This is a genomic window from Mesorhizobium sp. LNHC209A00, assembly GCF_000502915.1.
Lineage (GTDB): Bacteria > Pseudomonadota > Alphaproteobacteria > Rhizobiales > Rhizobiaceae > Mesorhizobium.
In genome coordinates this window covers 67,781-86,906 of sequence record NZ_AYWT01000015.1, presented here as the reverse complement: position 1 = coordinate 86,906, position 19,126 = coordinate 67,781, and the positions used below count along the sequence as shown (strand labels likewise).

Annotated in this window: 16 protein-coding genes and 2 pseudogenes; 14 read left to right on the top strand and 4 right to left on the bottom strand. The window is 59.9% G+C overall.

Annotated features, from left to right (window positions below):
* Window positions 1-240, top strand: a 240-nt coding sequence (locus X739_RS0135345) for a LysR substrate-binding domain-containing protein (protein WP_031252325.1), incomplete at its 5' end; no start/stop codon positions are given.
* A gap of 320 nt (window positions 241-560) precedes the next feature.
* Here the strand turns inward: X739_RS0135345 and X739_RS141340 are convergent.
* Complete coding sequence (locus X739_RS141340) at window positions 561-1,427, bottom strand: LysR family transcriptional regulator (RefSeq protein ID WP_023795735.1); 867 nt, start codon at window positions 1,425-1,427, stop codon at window positions 561-563.
* Window positions 1,428-2,320: 893 nt separating this feature from the next.
* Between X739_RS141340 and X739_RS141350 the strand changes: the two genes are divergently transcribed.
* From X739_RS141350 to X739_RS141370, 9 genes and pseudogenes are all read left to right on the top strand, one after another.
* The gene (locus tag X739_RS141350; protein ID WP_051410626.1) at window positions 2,321-3,595 is read left to right on the top strand and encodes an NAD(P)/FAD-dependent oxidoreductase; all 1,275 of its coding nucleotides are present in this window, start codon (window positions 2,321-2,323) and stop codon (window positions 3,593-3,595) included.
* A 613-nt stretch (window positions 3,596-4,208) separates the two neighbouring features.
* On the top strand, window positions 4,209-5,972 hold the full coding sequence (locus X739_RS141355) for an adenylate/guanylate cyclase domain-containing protein (RefSeq protein WP_023795731.1): 1,764 nt from the start codon (window positions 4,209-4,211) through the stop codon (window positions 5,970-5,972).
* 112 nt (window positions 5,973-6,084) lie between these two features.
* Window positions 6,085-6,345, top strand: a pseudogene (locus tag X739_RS1000000171400) (2-dehydropantoate 2-reductase); the annotation flags it as partial.
* Between the two features lie 94 nt (window positions 6,346-6,439).
* A complete protein-coding gene (locus X739_RS1000000171395; RefSeq protein WP_348625775.1) occupies window positions 6,440-6,640 on the top strand; it encodes a hypothetical protein in 201 nt (66 codons plus the stop codon).
* A 32-nt stretch (window positions 6,641-6,672) separates the two neighbouring features.
* Window positions 6,673-7,014 (top strand): ketopantoate reductase C-terminal domain-containing protein, encoded by a 342-nt coding sequence (locus tag X739_RS1000000170735; protein WP_023795728.1) that lies wholly within the window; start codon window positions 6,673-6,675, stop codon window positions 7,012-7,014.
* Window positions 7,015-7,320: 306 nt separating this feature from the next.
* Window positions 7,321-7,698, top strand: coding sequence for a hypothetical protein (locus X739_RS1000000169540; RefSeq protein ID WP_023795727.1), 378 nt, complete (start codon window positions 7,321-7,323; stop codon window positions 7,696-7,698).
* Between the two features lie 221 nt (window positions 7,699-7,919).
* Window positions 7,920-8,059: pseudogene (locus X739_RS1000000168480) on the top strand (SOS response-associated peptidase family protein); the annotation flags it as partial.
* Window positions 8,060-8,370: 311 nt separating this feature from the next.
* Complete coding sequence (locus X739_RS141365) at window positions 8,371-9,108, top strand: Crp/Fnr family transcriptional regulator (RefSeq protein WP_023795724.1); 738 nt, start codon at window positions 8,371-8,373, stop codon at window positions 9,106-9,108.
* Window positions 9,109-9,119: 11 nt separating this feature from the next.
* Window positions 9,120-9,386: a hypothetical protein gene (locus tag X739_RS141370; RefSeq protein WP_023795723.1), complete on the top strand. Its 267-nt coding sequence runs from the start codon at window positions 9,120-9,122 to the stop codon at window positions 9,384-9,386.
* A 952-nt stretch (window positions 9,387-10,338) separates the two neighbouring features.
* Here X739_RS141370 and X739_RS141375 read toward each other — a convergent pair.
* Window positions 10,339-10,659 (bottom strand): DUF982 domain-containing protein, encoded by a 321-nt coding sequence (locus X739_RS141375; protein WP_023795722.1) that lies wholly within the window; start codon window positions 10,657-10,659, stop codon window positions 10,339-10,341.
* Window positions 10,660-12,033: 1,374 nt separating this feature from the next.
* On the opposite strand from X739_RS141375, the gene X739_RS1000000170730 reads away from it, so the two are divergent.
* A complete protein-coding gene (locus tag X739_RS1000000170730; RefSeq protein WP_023795720.1) occupies window positions 12,034-12,192 on the top strand; it encodes an alpha-hydroxy-acid oxidizing protein in 159 nt (52 codons plus the stop codon).
* 477 nt (window positions 12,193-12,669) lie between these two features.
* Window positions 12,670-14,505 (top strand): hypothetical protein, encoded by a 1,836-nt coding sequence (locus tag X739_RS141380; RefSeq protein ID WP_023795719.1) that lies wholly within the window; start codon window positions 12,670-12,672, stop codon window positions 14,503-14,505.
* Between the two features lie 75 nt (window positions 14,506-14,580).
* On the opposite strand, the gene X739_RS141385 is transcribed toward X739_RS141380, so the two are convergent.
* On the bottom strand, window positions 14,581-15,030 hold the full coding sequence (locus X739_RS141385) for a MucR family transcriptional regulator (RefSeq protein ID WP_023775508.1): 450 nt from the start codon (window positions 15,028-15,030) through the stop codon (window positions 14,581-14,583).
* Between the two features lie 137 nt (window positions 15,031-15,167).
* On the opposite strand from X739_RS141385, the gene X739_RS141390 reads away from it, so the two are divergent.
* Window positions 15,168-15,635, top strand: coding sequence for a hypothetical protein (locus tag X739_RS141390; protein ID WP_023795718.1), 468 nt, complete (start codon window positions 15,168-15,170; stop codon window positions 15,633-15,635).
* On the top strand, window positions 15,628-16,650 hold the full coding sequence (locus X739_RS141395) for a zinc-binding dehydrogenase (RefSeq protein ID WP_031252322.1): 1,023 nt from the start codon (window positions 15,628-15,630) through the stop codon (window positions 16,648-16,650). The genes X739_RS141390 and X739_RS141395 overlap by 8 nt, the downstream gene beginning before the upstream one ends.
* A gap of 684 nt (window positions 16,651-17,334) precedes the next feature.
* Here the strand turns inward: X739_RS141395 and X739_RS1000000167230 are convergent.
* On the bottom strand, window positions 17,335-18,666 hold the full coding sequence (locus X739_RS1000000167230; protein WP_023795716.1) for an adenylate/guanylate cyclase domain-containing protein: 1,332 nt from the start codon (window positions 18,664-18,666) through the stop codon (window positions 17,335-17,337).
* Window positions 18,667-19,126: the final 460 nt, after the last annotated feature.

The window sequence follows — 19,126 nt, the reverse complement described above, 5'->3', positions numbered from 1 at the left end:
ATAGACGCCGCTGTCGACGGCCAGGGCGTCGCACTCGCCCGCACGACGCTTGCGGCGTGGGACCTCATCAACGGGCGGCTCGTCAGACCGTTCGCCACGGCTCTGCGATTGTCCAAGACCTATTGGATCGTGTGTCCCAAGGCGACGTCGATGCTGCCCAAAATCACGACATTCCGGAACTGGCTGTTGGCCGAGGCCGCTGATGACGTACGTCGCCTCGAGACGCTCGTTCCAAAGTAGTAATTCTGAAATCGCTACGCTTGGCAGTCGCGAGTGTTACTCGCCAAAGGCTCAATTCCTCGCCTGACTCTTGCGACGGGCGAACATCCGGTGACCAGGCGCAAGCAGCAATTCGGGCGCTAACCTGCCGTTCAAGCGATGCTAAGAAAAAACCGGATTGGGCCGGAAGCGGAAGGCCGGCTTATCGACGCGATTATCCCGAAAGCTCACGGACACCTTCCGGCCCCGTTCCCATCAGAAGCAGCCCAGCGGGATTGCGCCTTTCTCGGACCTTCCGGCAGGATTCCAATAGATCGATCTGCGCGGCGCTGTCTGATCGGTTAGGCTGCCATCGCCGAGCGCGCAAACGCATTGCGAATGGCCCGCGCCATGGACTCGACGGCCTGTCCGCCCGAACGCATGTTTTGGTGCATCACCACCCTTGCGGCATCGGTATCACCGAAGCCATCGGCCAGGGTGAGTTCCCGGCAGCCGATGGGAATGTTGCTGCGCGAGAACGGCGCAATTGCCAGCCCGGACTGGACGGCCACCGCGAGGTTTCCAATGGTAGAGCACCGAACCGCAATCCGGTAAGGCAGGCCCCGGACGTCGAGCAGCCGAACGGCGAAATCCGAACAATGCGGGTCGTCGGAGATAGCGATCGGGATAGGTCTTTGTTGGTGTAGGGCGTGAGCATCGGACGTGATCCAGACTGTGGGATCGGTCATCAGAACCTCGCAGTCAGTGAACTCCTGCCACTCGAAGACGATCGCCACGTCGAGCTCGTCAGCCGCCAGGGCCTGCTTGTTTTGCTTGGATCTGCCGTAGCGCAACGAGACCTCGACCTCGGGATGGACCTTCGCGAACGCTTCAAGGGCGGGGGACAATACCGAAACGCCATACTCCTCCGGAATCCCGAGGCGAACCCGGCCGATGAGCGGCGGTGCGCCCATGGATGCGGTCGTCTCGTCAATGAGCGAGACGATGCGCCGGGCATTCGCAAGCAACTGATCGCCTTTCGGCGTCAGCGTGACGCCGCGCGGACCGCGCAGAAAGAGCGGCGTGCCGATCTCCTCCTCAAGCCGCTTGATCTGCATGCTGATCGCAGACTGCGTTCGATGCACGGTCTCGGCTGCCTTGGTGAGGGTACCGGTGTCGGCGACGGCAAGGAAGGTGCGCAACAACTCAGGGTCCAGCGGATGTAGCATTGCCTGCCTCGGGTATCACGGTTGCTGATAGCACCAATCATCACTATTCAATTCTCGAATGTCAACCGGCTTGCTATCTTCCGCCTACCAAACTTGTGGCGGCAACAATGACCAGTGCAGTGACACCCCTCTTGACTATCCAACCTCTATCTCGCCCCGCTGACGAGACGAACCGGTTGAGGTCCCCACACGACGCGGAAGTCTACCGCGACATTCTCGCCAGGCATGACGACCACCTGATCTGCGATATCGGCCGGACGCGGGAAGACCTGCTAGGAGCGGCGAAAGCCTTCTGGTCGGAGTGGTTGAAACAGAAAACGCCCTGGCAGCTTTAAGCCGGCGATGCGTCGACGCGCAGACCAGGAGCAGCACCGCCGTGCAGGACTCCTAAATCTCTGACTGCATCGAACGACTGGATTGGGCTCAATCGGGCCGTCTATTGCGTCTGCTCTCTACACCGCATGGGGTCGTCAACGGAACGGCCGCTTGTTGGTAACTTCGTCCTGAAAGCGGACAAGCAGCTTTCGGCCCAAATCGGACTTCACTTCTGGTGCGTCACGATCAACGACGCTTCATCAGATCTTTTCATTTAATTCACTCCATCAGGATGAGAGGGCCTCCGTTGGCGTCCCCGCTGGAGTTGCCATTGCTAATTTAGCAAGTCCGGCCCATTCACGAATGACGAACGGAATGACGACCAAGTCGTTCTGCCCAAATGAGCGGTATTCTTGTGGCGCCCATTTTTCATGGGTTTATCCAGGACACGTCCAACGCCAGCGATCCAGTATGGGGCCCGGCGGCATAGAGCAAGCTCGGGCCGGCCTCCGGGATTTGACTTGGAAGCGTCGTAGGCTCAACATATTAGGAATTGCGAATATTGAGCAGCGCGAGCCATGCCCGACGGGAAAAACGGCGAAACTCCATCGTCCAACGTGGTCAGCGTTGACTATGACCTGATCATTGTCGGTGGCGGGCTGGCAGGCTCTTCGCTTGCCATCGCGCTTGCCGGCCACGGCGGCAAGATTCTTATCATCGAACAGCAAGAAGAGTTCAGGGACCGGATCCGGGGCGAGGTTCTGATGCCCTGGGGAAGTCTCGAGGCGAAACGCCTGGGCATCTACGATTTGCTTCTAGAAAGCTGCGCTATCGAGACAACCTACTTTTCAAGTTTCACAAATGGCTCATCGCCTGTGGTGCGGAATCTGCTTACGACGACTCCGGCTGCCACGTGCTGCTTGACGTTTCCTCACCCGGAGATGCAAGCAGTTCTCCTGAAACATGCCGAAATGCTGGGAACCGAGGTTAAGCGCGGGAACGTGGCCTCTGCAGTGACACTTGGAGACGTGCCACGGGTTCATATTGGCGGCGATGTCAAAGGACTTTCTGCCCGCCTCGTCGTTTTGGCGGACGGCCGAGATTCACGGCTGCGGTCGCTTCTCGGCTTCGAGGTGCGGCACGACCCGGAGCAACTCGTTACGGCGGGCATGGTTCTGGAGGGCGACGTTAATTGCTCGGAGTTCCTCGCCCGCGAGGCGAGGCCGACGGCGAACACTGTCAATCTTTTCTACGATCCCAAAGGCGGGCGAATGGTGATCGCGATGCGCATCGCCCCTGGGCGCAACCGAATCTATCTCATCCACCACAAGGACGTGCTGCCAAAGCGTCTTTCCGGCCGCCGCTCCGTAGATGAAATGATACGGCAGCTTCAGGCAGTGGGAGCGCCCGGCCATTGGTTCGACCGTGCACGGCAGGTAGGTCCGTTCGCCAGCTTCGAAGGATCACATCGTTGGGTTGATGGCCCTTTTCGCGATGGGGTGGTTCTGGTCGGCGATACTGCGGCCGCCACTGACCCTGCCTGGGGCAGAGGCCTGTCGAGGACACTTCGGGATGTCCGACTGCTGAGGGACCGATTGCAGGAGAGCTCTGGTTGGCGATCAGCGGCGGAGGCCTATGCCAGAGACCATGACGATTTCTACCGCCGGATGCGAAACTTGGAGGCGATGCAGACAGCCTTGCTGTTCGAATGCGGAGAGGCAGCTGATAAACGACGTGAGCATGCCTTCGCGCTTTTTGCCCGCGATCCGACGCGCGTTCCGGATGCGTTGGGACTAGGGCCAGAGGCGCCGTCAGACGATCAGGCGCGTGCTCGCTATTTTGGGGAGATATGAGGTCGCCAGCAGAGAGCCGAAGATCCGGCACGCGACCCAGCGCGGGCCACCCCATCGATGGGCGGGTGCCAGTCGGTTATCCGGAACGTTATCGTCCCGAGTTCCTGATCGTGGACCGGAGCTATTATTCGGATAGTTGTTACGCCAACCAAATCGGCTCGCGCATTGTTGTGGGGTTCGATTTTGCTGCCTCCGGCCAGGTCGGTGTCGGGGTCATTCGGCATTTTGGCCACGAAGGTCGTCGGCTCCCATGAGGCGGCTGTTGCCGACGACGTCGGCAGCAAGAATTGCGGCGAGGCGTCGCTCCATGCTTGTGTCCCGAATCCCGTAGGTCGAAGCTCCGGTGGCGAGCGTATTCCAGTCCTACCACGAATGCGAGCATGCACTGCCGGCGGCGCAAACCGGGTCCTCGCTTAAGATCCCAGTTCGCCGAGAGCCGCCGTTCGCGTATCTGCGGCCGGCATACTTGTCATTCAGGCAGTCCGTCCTTGGCCCTCCTGGAAGTATACATGCCGGTTGTGTGGTAGCGCGGGCCCGAGGCGACTCTCGGTCGAGCCGATCTAAATGAAGCAGCCCTCCTGAGTCTGTGCTATGTCGGAGGAAGGAGGGGCAAATGAGCGAGACCCGCAAGCTTGCGGCGATCCTGGCCGCCGATGTCGTCGGATACAGCCGACTGGCTGGCTTGGACGAAGATCGGACGCTCGCGCGCCTGCGGGCACTCCGCAGCGACCTAGTCGATCCTACCATCGCGGTACACATCGGGCGCGTGGTGAAACGCACCGGTGACGGAACCCTTGTCGAGTTCCGCAGCGTGGTCGACGCCGTGCGGTGCGCCATTGAGGTGCAGAACGCCATGAGCGAGCGCAACGCCGGGGTGCCCCCTGATCGACGTATCGAGTTCCGCATAGGTATCCATGTTGGCGATGTAGTCGAGGAGAGCGACGGCGACTTGATGGGCGACGGCGTCAACATTGCTGCCCGTCTGCAAGGGGTCGCCCAACCTAACGGTATTTGCCTGTCGGCTGCGGCATATGAACAAGTGCGGGACAAGCTGAAAGTCGATTTCGAGGATATCGGCGACAAAGAACTCAAAAACATTGCACGGCCGGTGCGAGTCTATCGCGTAGCCTTAAACCGCGACACCGCAAGAGAGCCGACGGCACCCGACCTTTTCGCTGGAAAACTGGCCGCGCCCGACAAGCCATCGATTGCTGTCCTCCCGTTCCAGAACATGAGCGGCGACCCCGAACAGGAATACTTCGGCGACGGGATCGCGGAGGACATCATTACCGCCTTATCCAAGCTGCGAGGCTTCTTCGTTATCGCGCGCAATTCGTCCTTCGCGTACAAAGGCAAGGCGCCAGATATCCGTCAGGTCGCGCGCGAGCTAAATGTGCGCTATGTACTGGAAGGCAGCGTCCGCAAGGCGGGTGAGCGATTGCGGGTAACTGGCCAGCTTATCGACGCGGCCAGCGGCAATCACATCTGGGCAGAGCGCTACGACCGACCCGCCTCTGATATTTTCGCATTGCAGGACGAAATCACTCACAGCGTTGTCGCTGCGATAGAGCCGCAGATTTACGCAGCTGAACGCCTCCGCCTTCAAAGTAAGGCGCCGGAGAGTCTCGATGCGTGGGGCTGCGTCGTACGAGCAATGCCTTATATCTGGACATGGGTTATCCAGGACGAGGACACCGGCATCAACCTCCTGAAGCGAGCGATTGAGCTTGATCCCCACTACGGTCGCGCCCGCAGCCTACTCGCGTGGGCCTTCGCCACCCGTGTAATTTCCGGCAATCTGGAGTTTGGGTCAGGCATATCCAGTGCCCTCGCGCTTGCCCAGGGTGCGATAGACCTCGATCCCGACGACGCATGGGCCCATTTCGCGGCAGGTTACATCTCAGCGTTTTCGAGACGATTTGGGCCGGCGGTGGAGGAACTGAACGAGGCACTGCAGCGCAACCCGAACTTTGCATTCGTCCACATAATCTTAGGGGTAGCGTACGGCTATGCGGGGCTTGCTGAAGATGGCCTGCGTCAGCTCGAAATTGCGCAACGATTGAGTCCCCTTGATCATACCCAAGCAGCCAATCTTTCGGTCGAAGGGCTTTGCCATCTGGTCGCCGGCCGCTACGCCGAGGCGGTAAGAGCTGAACGTCGGGCCGTACTGATGAGACCAAACTTTGGAACCGCTTGGCGCACACTCACAGCAGCCGCAGGACTAGCCGGTGATCTGGAAACCGCACGACAGGGACTCGTCGAATGCAAACGTCTACAACCGAATCTCAGCATCGACTGGGTCGAAAAATACCACCCCCTGATACGGTCAGAGGACCGTGCCAGATATATCGAAGGCCTGCGAACTGCAGGCCTGTAATAATGACCTGCGAACTGGTTGGTTACTTCGGAAACTGCTAATATTCTGCGGGCTCACCGATCAGTCCGAGCGCTGGACGGGTCGATGGCGAAGCTGACGTCGAGGGGACGGCATGCGGATTGCAATGATGGGAGCGGGGGGCATTGGCGGATATATCGGCGCCAGGCTAGCCCAGGCAGGGGGCGACGTGAGCTTCATTGCTCGCGGGGCACACCTTGCCGCAATGCTCCGGGCCGGCCTGCGGATCCAGAGTGATCTCGGCAGCTTTGTTCTTACGCCTGTGTCCGCGAGCGAAGCGGCGGTTGATATCGGACCCGTCGATTTGGTGATCTTTGCAGTGAAGCTCTACGACAGCGAGGATGCCGCTGCGTCGATCGCTCCACTCATAGCCGATAATACGCGCGTGTACGCTGCAAAACGGCATCGACAGCGTCAAAATTCTTGGTCGTCATGTTGGGGGCGACCGCGTGATCGGTGGGGCTACTTATCTTTCTGGCTTCATCAACAAACCCGGCGAGATCGTTCATTCAGGCGGGCTGCCGCACATCCTGGTCGGCGGCCAACATGATCCTGTCATCGAGGAACTGCAGGAGCTGTGTGATCGTGCCATCGGGCTTGAGCTGAAGCCAGTCGCACACATCACGAAGTGCTTTGGGAGAAATTTGTAACGCTTGCCGCCTTCTCGGGAGGAACATCGCTGATGCGCTCGGGCATCGGTCCGATCCTAGCCGATCCGGAGGCGCGTATCCTCATTGAACAGTTGCGTGATGAAGGGATGGCGGTAGCCGCAGCGGCCGGCCACCCAATGGCCGAGGGGTTCGTGGGCCGCGTCGTGACGAGATGGTCCGCGTTTCCCCCGCACGTGAAATCCTCGATGGCCAATGACCTCGAACGAGGGAAACCCATCGAGGTCGCGTGGCTTTCCGGTCGCATGCATCAACTGGGAATGAAAATGGGGGTGGCTACGCCGGGCCACTCGGCCGTGTTCCGAGCGCTCCATCTCCACGCGGTTGGGACCCAACGCAAGAAGTCCAATCCGTAATCATTGTCTAGGCGCTTTCGTGGAAGGGACGTAGTGGACGAAACTTGGAGTACCGGTCAGCTTAGCAAGGAATTGGTCGCTCTTTGGCGCACGGGAGGTCAGGTCGAGCCCTTCTCCCGACGCTTGGCGCAATTCGATCTCTCCGCCGCCTATGGTGTCGTGTCGGAAGTCGCTCGCGTCACGAGCAGAAGTTACGGACCAGCTATTAACGCAGGTTAATGCGCCAAGTTGGTGACGGGTTAGACCTTGTAGTTGGCGCTTCCGATCCGCTCTTCGGCAGCTTCGTCGAACAGCGGAGAGAAGCATATGACACGCAATCGCCCCGTGATCTCAGCCTTTGATTTCGAGGTCATAAAGAACGCTCTGAAGGCCATAATCGCAGAGGGCGACATTCCCGAATGCGAATGGGACAAGCAAGCTCGCAACCTCGCGAAAACCTTTTCGGGCACCGAGGCAGACGAGACAATGATCAGAGTTCTGCTTGAGACCTGTCGGACGAGCGCGGCAAAGGCGTCCGAAGAGGAGCGTCCTGCCACGCGCGCTCGTGGTGCTGACGTCGAAGGGAGGCGGTGCAATGTTCAGCGCTCACGGGAACTGCTTGCCCGCAGCCGTCATGAATTGTGCAAAGGGGAAACCGAGCGCACCGGTCCAGATGGCCCGAAACGCGGAGTTCTTTCCGATTAGATCATCAAGTGTGTTGGAACGCCTATGGCTTCGGCCTTTCGCCTTGTTCCTCGTACCTAGGTCCCGATTGCTTGCGACCGAAGCCCAGCACCCGGAACGTTCGATTTTGCGCCGAAGTTTGGTCGCCGCGCGGAGACATTTTCTACCCATCGGTCACCAAGGGGTTCACCGCCCAGTTTGGCCAATCGACAAGCGCGTTCCGCCGGTCATTCCGCGAAACGACCTTTGCCATCGCCACATGCGAGCCGAACGACCTGATGGCGACCATTCACGACCGCATGGCGGTGATCCTGGAGCCGGCCGACTACATGCGCGGGCTGGTCGAGAGCAGGATCCGCGCGACCTGATGAAGCCCTTTCCGCCCTATGATGGTCTATGGCGGCGGCGTCGATCCTCTGAAGCTGAAATTCGACTCCAACCGCGATGCAAGCCATCGATCAAGATCACGCTGCTTGAGGTCGATCCCGAGTACCTTCCCAAGCGCGCCGCGGCATGGGCCTGCGTTGTCTGCCAAACCAGGTGCAGTCCAGTCTTCGTCATCCCCGAAACGGCTCGGTGTACCAGGTGATCTTGCCGACGACCTTCATCGGCTTGTGAACCATCAGGCGGCTGAGGCCGGGAACATTAGCTCCTCGTCCGAGTTCGGCATCTAACTCCATCCGGTCACCAAATTTGGCACATGTCCCTTCCCCGAACGTTTTAATCCGCAAGCTCCAGAACATTTCTGACCTGACCCAGTCGGATATCGCCGTTTTAGAGAGCATCCAATTCCAGGAACGGGACTATCAGGCCAATCAGGACATTGTGAGCGAGGGAGAGCGACCCACATATTCATTTGTGATCCTGGAGGGTCTGGTTGGATCCACGAAACTGACTGGCGAGGGTAAACGGCAGATCACGTCGTTCTTTGTTCCGGGAGACATTCCTGATCTCCACGGAATGCACCTCTCTGTCATGGATTGCACCTTCTCGCCGCTCACGCGCGTCAGCGTGGGCCTCATGCGGCACGATGCCTTGCGCGCCATCTGCGCCCAACATCCTTCCATAGCGACGGTGTTTTGGCGCTCGACGGTGATCGACGCAGCGATATATCGAGAGTGGGTCACCAACGTTGGAAGGCGCGACGCGTATGCCCGTATGGCGCACATTCTGTGCGAACTCATCGTCCGCCTTCGTTCCATGGGGCTCATCAAGGACCATGTGGCGGAGCTTCCGATCACGCAGGCGGAACTTGCCGACGCGTTGGGCTTGTCAACTGTGCACGTGAACCGAACGCTACAGGAACTTCGAGGCGACGGGCTGATTGTGACCGAGGGCTCCCGATTTCACGCTGTTGACTGGCCCGGACTGGTTCGAGCAGGAGATTTTGACACGACCTATCTGCACCAAAGGAACGCGAAAACGCTGTGAGAGGCGGCTGGATGGCGCGATATTTCTTTGACACCGGCGACAGCGATGACGTCATCAAAGATCAGGTAGGCATCGAATGCGATGGGCTTGAGGAGGCACGTCGTGAGGCCATGGAAGGCCTGATCGACTTAGCAAGAGAATACCTGATGGACCTCGATGGCCAGGAATTATTCATTCAGGTCCGGGACGAGAAGGGCAACCAAGTGGCGAGGCTGAGCCTTTCTCTTCGAATGCAGATGCGGACCGATGAGCTGAACGATCCGAGTCTTCCGGCGTGATTGATCCGAGTCTTCCGGCGTGATTTATGTATTCACAGGGTGCCAAGGCGCCGTAGCGAGCCCGCCAGCGCGCTTGGGGGGCTCTCAAAACCACGTCCGGATCCCTTCATCCCTAGGGGAGATGCATCCGTTGCGGGAGAGAGTCCAGACAGCATTAGTGGATGCTGACACGTCACATTCGCCGGTGTCATATCATCACAATGACGGACGACGTGCCTCTTCAAGTCTGATGATATTTTGAGAAACTGGTGGCGAGCGAAGTTTGAAGGATCAAGTTAGTGGATCGCTACGGTTCTGTTCGGGCGGCTGGGATTGCGGAGCATCAGAGAGCTAATGCCTGGTGCTCAGCGTTAGCAACGCTGAAAACCGAACGAGCCGAGCAGCACGCCAAGACTGCCAGCCTCAGACGGCTGCGGGCCTACTCGGAATGGCTCGTTCGCGACGATCTAGCCTTGATGCGCGATGAGGTCGAATGCTCGGCGCTTCTGTAGAGCTTATCCCCCTAGGCACGCCAATCCCCTTTGCTGATGGGACTGGGTGCGCTGGGTGTCACCGGCATGGCGGCGGCGGCGGCGGCGTCGGCGTCGCTGGTCACCGCCTAAGGACGGACATCTGGCGGGTGCTGCGAGGTGGTTGAACGCCGAAACCAGCCCTACACCACTCCTGAGCTATGCTGGTAGGTGGCTGGAACATATTGGGTAGGCCAGGGTTCGGGAACTGGCCGCACGCTTCCCCTGCGGTCTTCCCAAGTGACCCTGCCCGCTGCCGAGAGGTGGCGGGCTTTTTCGCGATGCGCCCTGGAACAGGCCGATCGAATGCAAGTTCGGGCGAACGCAGCGCACTCCGACGTCCCTTCGCGCTGCTGGCCAAGGGCAAACTTGGTCGGCCCGCGCTTTTCTGCCGAGGGGCGCGGGCTTCCAGTTCGCGGCAGGGAGCGCGGTGAACTTGTTGCTCAAACCGAGCGCGGTAACTGGCGAGCCTGCTCATAGATCGAGCTTGCCAGCGCGTCTAGGCGCTTGAGACCCTCACTCGGCTGATCTGAAACAACCATGTCCTGGTCTCTTGCGGCTTTGACAAAAGCTGCAAACGCGACGGATTGCCGGCAAGTTCCTGCCTGAGCCTCCTCCAGCAATCGGAGTGCCTTTCGGTATGAATGCAAGTGCTTGTTCTTCCATCCCGCATCCATTGCCGCTCTGGCTTCGGCCACCGACGAGATGAAGCTCGTCGTTTTGAGGTTCATAAATGCAATCCGCACAGGCAGGAAAGCGCCCAAGGTCAGACCCTCCTCGACGGTGATAGGCCCTGCAACTTTTCAGGCCGCCATTGGTTGCAGTAGCCGCTCCTTTTTTGTTTGCTGACCGGCTCTCGCTCGCCTCGTGATGGTGATTTGCCGCGCGAACCCTAATTGTCGTGCCGCGTGCCAAACTCTTATATTAGCCAGAGCTTGGAGGGGACCCCGTGTCGGACCGCGCCCGAGAACTGTTCGACAGTTACGTGGCTAACTGCCTCAACCATCCTGACCTTAAAGGCCTTGGGATCGGGTCCCATGTGTTCAACCTTACCGTTGCTGCAATTGACGCGCATATCCCAACGGCTGAGATTATCGCTGCAGTTGGCCCGCTTGCCCGGGCACTGTCTTTAAGGACGATCCAGGTATGCCCACCGGACCTAAAGGCCCCAAGCGACCCGCTGACGTAATCGGCAACGTTGTCCACCTATTGCGACGGGCGAGGACGACGATAACGATCATTGAAACTACGGCCGGCAAGTATCTGGACCATCTTTTGGAATGCCCCTATTGCCGCATTATCCGACTGCAAATTCCCAAAGACGCTCAACCTAGCACGCCGATCAATTGCGTCGGTTGTGGCGAGTATCTTGGCACATGGGATGAACTACAGGCCGACTTCGAACGTCAAGGCGGAACGCACGGGGCGTTTCGTCTCGAAAAGGGGCGCATCCAGAAGCTCGATTGAGGCTCGCGGCGGCAAATATAGGCCCCTCCGAGTCGGAGGTCGTGCCCGGTGCGGCTGTTGCCGTTCAGAAACTGGGCCTTTTGAGAGCAGTTGCAGATTCGCCGTCGGCGCTTGTAATCGACGCCAGCGAGGTTAATCCCGCTTCCACCTAGAAGCGGCAGCCTGCGTTCGGCGCGCCGTTTTATGCTGCCCTTAGAAAAGTGGATCCCGGTGGGGGTCTCGATATTGGATGCTGCGCCGCGCACGGCGCGTTCTGGAAGGATGTGAAGGGAGGCTACCATGTGCCGCAAGGCGGCAAAGCGGCAACAGCGGTCATGGCAACGGCGGCTATCGAAGATTGCCTGGCAGGGAGCCAGTCCCAGTCTGGTTCCTGCTCTATTGGCAAAGCGACCGCACTTTTAATGGTGAGCTTTTAACGCGCAAGGCGGCACTGGGCGCAAAGGCGATCAGTGTGACCCATCGACATGCCAACGCCAGGCGATCGCCGCAGGCAGTTCCGGGCAGGTTTCAAAATTCCCGACTGCCTCGCAACGCCATACTTCAACGGCCGGAACACCGGCGTGCTCAAAGTTGGCCTTGCGCAGCAGCGGGCCATGCCGACTTGGGCGGAAATAGCATGGCTGCGTTCCTAAACAATCCTACCGCTACCCTGACAGATATTCTCGATCCTGATGATGCCGAACAGCTATTCAGGTGCTGATGCTACAGTCGTCTCTAACCACGGATCGCGTAATCTCGACACCCTGCCGGCGACCATCGACGCCCCGCGCGCCATCGCCGTTGCGCAGCGCGATATTATCGGCCAGCATCTTTTCAGAGCGTTCGAGTGAGAGCTCCCCGGGGAACGCCCCCCGCTGCAAATGGGGGCGGCGGGCTATGAGGAACGGGCAGGTACGGCTGTTCTGCTCGTCTGTTCGAACGACCTCACTCCGGCAGCCACAACGTTAGGTTGGTTTAGGGCTGGCGTCGCCGCCAGCTAGGCTCGGCGGTTCTGCCCGGCGTGCCTCTTAGTCGCCGAGCCGCTCCCTCGGCGCGATATCCTCAAGGTGCTGATACCAGCCGGCCAACGTTCAGTTGGTGGAGATCCGATAGGAGAAGCGGATCGTCTGGCTAGACAAGTAGAATGCATAAGATCATGTCAACGTGTTGTTCACCAATCCTATAAAGGTCTTCGGTGAGAATAAATATACGATCTTGCTAATGTGTATTTCGCATGATCACGTTGTGGCGGATGCAAGCCCTGTTTACGTGCTCTATCGCCACCAACCGGGCACGACTGAGCGCTTCCAGGCAGTTGGATTATCGTCATGACCTCAACGATCGAGCTTCAGGTCAGCGCCAAGAAGTTCACCGACCAGGTGCTCCAGACGCTGCTCGCGGCACCGCGCCCGCTCCCGGACTCCTACCTCGGCATGCAGCTACAGCGGGTCCGCTACCGCAGCGCGAGCCTTCGCCGCGACGTGATGGCGTCCTACCGCTTATTGCATGTCAACGCCGGCCACGACCAGGGTCCCGGCTACAACGACATCAACGCTCGGCAGACGCAACTGGCTGTCGACGTTACCGTCGAGATAACGTCCGAGGCCAACATCGCAGCTCAGCCGAACCGCCTCGCGACTCCCGACGTCACCATTGACGGCACGCTCGTCTTCGACCTCGAGGTCAAGCAGTCCTCGATCGGCGTGCTGGCGCTCGAGACGAGGTTCCGCGACCTCGAGGTCGGCATCTCGTTCCCGTCGATAGCGCGCGTCGTCGACCCGAAGCAATGGGCGATAGACAAGTTGAAATCGCTTCTCAACCCGAAGCCTCTCAAGATTGATCTCTCCGACACGCTCGCCAAAGGCCTGCAGTTCTGGAACCAGGGGATCGCCCTCGACGCGACGGGCAACGCGCTGGTCATCCGCGCCGAGGTGGCCAACGACGGCAATCCCTATCGCTGGACCGAGTTCTACAACGGAGCCATCACGGAGAGACTCGGCGGCGCCGACTGGGCCGTTGTCGCCCTGCCAGGGGACTTAAGCCTCACGATCCAGACGGAAATTTGGGGGCGGCTCACACAAGCGCTCGGCCAGTATCGGGTGCGCACGGTCGATGTGCTGTATTCTGGCCACGGTGATCGCGCCTCCTTTACGATCACGCCGTATCTTGAGGTGTGGGAGGACGGCGTCGAGTTGTTCACCAACGTCGTCTCCGCCTCGTTCGGTATCTCGGTCGGATACGAGGCCGGCAAGGTAGTAGTCGAAATCGACGCTTCCGCGGCCGACGACCTTGCCGACGGGATTCGTGCCGTGATCGCCGGCCTCGTCGCAGCGTTGGTCCCGCTCGCCGGCTGGCTGGCGGCGATCGTGCTCAACGAGGTGCTCGGCGTGCTGCTAGACGAGGTGTCCCACACCATCGCCGAGATCGCCTCCGGGATCGACGGTCTCCCGCAGGGTACGACGGTCGAGGATATCGCACGCTTTCAGTACCGCGCTCGCATTCCGTTCACGGCACCGAGCGCCCTCCCTGGCGCGATCACGACATTCTCGGCCGATGCCGACGCAGTAACCGTAGGCGGCACATGGAGCGTGACGAATTTAAGCCCCGGCGAGTTGAAGGTGACCGCGTCGCGGTTCGCACGAAATGCTCCGTTCGTGTCGTGCGGTGTGCTGGGCTACTCCACGCTCAAGGCATTCGACGACGACCCGGCCGGCTCGATCAGCATGCATGCCGAGGCTGAGCTGACGTCGACCGGCACGGCGCCCGTATCGGTCGACAAGGTCATTCCCGTGCGCATGCCCGCCACGGACGGCAGCACTGGGCTCACCTTCGCCCCCGGCGATAGCGCGCTGCCCTCGAAACTCGAGCTCGACGGGCCAGGCTCACTACAGCTCGCCGAACCGATTGTGGTCGAGGTCCGCACCAGTATCGGCGTGGTGCGGCTGAAGTTCGACCAGGTCGCCAGCACAGTGATTACCGTGCAGGAACTGAAGCTGCTGCGATCCCAGATTAAGGCGAACCTGGCCTATTGCGACGCCGAGGAGCTACCGATCTGGTGGCTCAAGAAGCACGATCTGATTTCGGGAGGCCCCGACCTCACGGCCGAGGAGATTAAGGCGAAGCTTCGGGAGGAGACCGTCACCACAATCCCCGCGTTCAACTGATTCCTCCTCGTAGCGGGCGCTCCTTCCGTCTCGATCCGATGGAGAAGGTCGTTTGGCGGGACGAATAAAGGAAGGCTATGCCTTCCGCTTAGCTGGCGCCTTCTTCACTGGCGTTGCCGCCACCTTCCGGCCGAGCCCGCTGGACTTCGCCAGCGCCGAGCGTGTCGCTGCATAGCTCGGCGCCACCATGGGATAGTTAGCCTTCAGATCCCACTTCTCGCGGTACGCATCGGGGCTCAAGCCGTAGTGCACGTTGAGATGGCGCTTCAGCGATTTGAACTTTTTCCCGTCCTCGAGGCAGATGATGTAGTCGGGGAATACCGACCGCTTCGGATTGACCGCGGGCTCCTGGGTCGGCTTCTCCGGCTCGCCGGGCTGTCCAACCCTCACCAGCGACGAATTCACGCTGGCAATCAGGTCGGGAAGAGACGCAACCGGCACCGGGTTGTTGCTGACATAAGCCGACACGATGTCGGCGGTGAGTTCGATCAGTTCGACGTGGTTGGTCCTTGTCTCTTCCGACATGCAGTATCTCCGATTGCTGCAACAATAGCTGAACTCATAATGGCTTTGCTGAGAAAGGCCAGTGGGCTCGCCTTCTGAGCACCATCACCCACACGATCGACGCCCTGCTGTTCGCGCTCGACGAGGAGTTCCTCAGCGTGTCGGGGACATTGGTCAGTCGTCGCGCGACCATAAGGATGATGGAGAGCAAGGAAGTCGTCCCGCTCGACGTTGCGGACCAGATTGCCTTCACTGGCAAGCTCACGTCAGGCGGCGTGGTGACGAGCCATTTCCGCGGCGGACTTTCGCGCGCTACCAATTTCCATGTGGAGATCAACGGCAGCAGAGGCGACCTTTTGCTGACGAACCCCGTCGGCTACATCGGCTTGGGCGGTTTCAAGCTTATGGGGGCGGAAGCAGACGAGACCCTCCACCCAATCTCCGTCCCGGACGACTTCGGCGCCGACGACAACGTCCTGACGGGCAACGTAAAGAAGCTCTACGAACTCTTTGCCTCCGACTTGATCTCCGGAACGCGCCAGAGCCCGACATTCGGAGACGCCGTCAAACTGCATCGGCTGATCCATGATGTCGAGCACAGCGCCGGAGTGGCGCGCAATGTCTGAGACGATGCGAGCCCTGGTAATGTATGCGCCGGGCGGACCTGAAGTCTTGCAGGTTCGGGAGGTAGTGAAGCCTAAGGTTGAGAGGCCCTCTGATGTCCTGGTCAAGGTCCGCGCAGCTGGAGTGAACCCAGCTGACTGGCAGAACCGGAAAAGCGGACAAAGGCACGATCCCAATGCCGAAACAGGGTCTCCGACGATTCTTGGCATCGATGGCGTCGGCGTCGTCGAACAGATCGGCGAGGCGGTCGACGGGATCAGTGTCGGAGACGAAGTCTGGTATGTCGATGGCGGTTATCCCGGAAATCCGGGCAGTTATGCCGAATACAAGGTGGTCCCCGGGGCGTATGTTTCGAGGAAACCGACGCGTGCGGACTTCGTGCAGGCCGCGGCGCTACCCGTCGTCGCCCTGACTGCATGGGAAGCTGTTTTCGGCAAAGGGAACGTCAAGTCCGGCGACCATGTCCTGGTGCACGGCGGGGCGGGTGGCCTCGGCCATGTCGCGATCCAGTTTCTTTCGATAGTCGGTGCCCGCACCGCGACTACTGTCTCGAACGAAATCAAAGCCGAGTTCGCGCTAGGCTTGGGTGCCGAGGTGGCGATCCGCTACCGGCGCGAGGACGTCAACGAGAAGCTGAGGTCGTGGAGTGGCAAGGATGGCGCCGATGTCGTGTTCGATTTCGTCGGGCATCAGAACTTTGCTCGAAGCTTCGAACACGCCGCGCCTTATGGCCGATTGGTCAATACTGTCGTCTCCGAGTGGCCAAGCGGTGGCAACGCGCTTGCCGAGTGGAAGAACCTGGACATTTCGTTCGTCAACATCGGTCTACCGCAGATCGCCCGCGATCATCGAAACAGGCTCAGGCAGGTCAAGATTCTGGACGCGATCGCCAACATGGTCGATGAGGGAAAACTGCGTGCACACATCGATCGGATCGTGGCCTTCGACGGCATCGGCGAGGCGCACCGGGCGCTGGAGGCAGGAGAAACAGTAGGGCGGGTGGTTCTGAAAATCTGATTTCGGGAGCAGCCCTCGTAATTCCGCAACAGCGTGATTGAGCTAATCAGGGGCGGCATCGATCTGACCGGACGCGGTCAAACTCCCTTCTGGGTAGCAGCGCTCGGCGATGCTTTGGCACCATATCGCTCGACCTGATCGGACATCGCAGACGTCTAGGATGTTCGGCCGCTACCTCTCAACACCGCATCTCGCCGAGCGCCTATCCGTTGCTGAGAGCCAGCACGAGACGTTTGTATGGCTGCTATTCGCTTGGCGGCCGCACGAAGCGGTCCGTCTGCTTCCGTGAAGACTTTCGGGCGCCGCCAGGCGTACGAAAGTCCCCGAGTAAGGAACCCGCTGGCCGCAGTCGATGGCTATGGGATTTCGATCTGCTGCTGAGGTCAGCGATGGCGCGACCGCCGTTGGAAATCGCCGCGATTGATACGGGCAGGCCGCTTTGTTGCGCCTCCGCGCGATGTTGCCAGCTCGGCGCTGGCCCGGACGCGTCCCCTTCGGCGTCCGTAGTCACCCTGGACACGCGTGGATCCGTTGCCGGCAGCTGAGCGCCTGCGGCTGAAGGCTCGACCATGCCATGCCGGGTCATGGAGAGTTCTCCCGGTTCGTCGCCGTGGAGTCCGGCGGTCCGGGCGGCTGTCTCCACCGTTCGAACGCGCGTATGATCGCCACCCTTGCTTACCTCGTTCACTTTGGACGGGACTCTGCGCTGGCACCTTTTTTCATAAGACCCAGGATCACATCGAGAGTCTCAGACCAGGATTCTTCGATCTCGCGGGTCAGGCCTGCCCCCATGATGTCGTCAATCGTCTTAAGCATCGCGCCCCTGAATGAGTCGTAATGATCCAGCTCGACACCGTAGCCGATGTGTTTCCGACCCATTGTTTGCAGACCGGCGGGTACATGCTTGCGCCTCTCAAGGCCTGACACCACGGTCCGCAACATATGGGAAAGCATCGCTCCCTGAGCTCCCGTACCGTTGACGAAGAGGCCCTCCAGTTCGGGTTGTATCGCGAACATGTTCGCGTAGAACTGCGCGGCAAACGCAGAAGGGTCATCGAGGAGCAGGCCGACTGAGCGTTGAGCCAGTGCGAACGGACTTGGGTCGGCAAAGCCGTCGACGGCAAGAAGCTCGACGTCGTTCCGCTTTCCGCGCAGTCGTGCCATTTTGGTCGAGGTGACCGAGAGGGATCCATCGGCCAACCTGTCAGCGACGGCGCGCGAGACGAGGATCGTGGTTCCAAGCTCCTTCGTCATCGACTCGATCCGGCTCGCAGTGTTGACGTCGTCACCGATAACTGTGAGCCTGCGGAGCGTTGGATGCCCGACATCGCCGACGATGGCGTTGCCGAAATGTACTCCGATCCCCATCCTGATCCGGATGCCGAAGGAGCTCGCGAGCTCCTCGTTAAGCCTGTAAATCGCCTCCACCATCCCAAAAGCAGCCCGCATCGCTCCACTGCAAATTCGGGCAGGATCTGCGTCGTCAAGTCCGAAAAGCCCGCAGATTTGATCTCCAACGTAATGGCTGATGATGCCGCCATTGATGAGGATCGGATCTCCGAGGGCCTCGAAGAAGCGGTTGAGAATATGGACGACGTCAAATGCGCTGTTGGAATCCGCGAGTGCGGTGAAATCGCGCATATCGCAGAACAGGATTGCCAATTGACGTTCCGCACCGGCCTCTCGACCGACCGTTTCGGCCTGAAGCTGGCTCGCCGTCGCCTCGCTCAGCACGATCCGTTCCAGCGTGACGTCCCCGCTCGCGGACGTCTGACACGCCAGCCGGATCGTCGGGTCCCAACCGCGGGCCTGGGCCAGTTCCGCCTCGCGCCTTGTTGGTGGAGACAGATGCGATGCGCCGTCCAGGACGCGGACCCGGCAGGTAGTGCAGCGACCATTGCCACCGCATTCGTGCCAGTGGGTGATCTTATGGGCGATCGATACGTCGAGCAGAGTTACGTCCAAACTGTCGGTCTCGACCGTTATGCCGGCGCATCTGTACCTCACTGACGGCATTAGACCCCCCTCATGATGAGATTCATCGTACTCGGCTGAAAGGGCAGGAGAAGGAGATCGCCGTAGTCAGGATGGCGCCGCGAAGCTACGCCGACCTTTCAACCCGTACGAGACGTTCAACTCCTTGGCTCTGGATTTCGGCCGTTGGCTGTTGCCCCACTCTATGGCAGGTCAAGACGTCCGACGAAGCAGTCCAATCTCTGCGGCACGCCACCTCAGTACAACCTGCGAACGCTTGTCTCAACTTCCGACTTGAAGCGGCAAAGATCTCATTCGAGCATAATGGGCTGCCCGTGCGGCGTCCGCAAGTACGCGCGCTCCCAGTCTTTCCGGCGCCGTGCCAGTTCCTCGCCAGAAATCGCCAGTCTATGATTGAGGTGCTCGAGCGCAGACAGCACGGCCCAATAATACGGCTCGGTGTCATCCCGTGCCAAGGTTCACCGAAGATCGGGTCGCCATA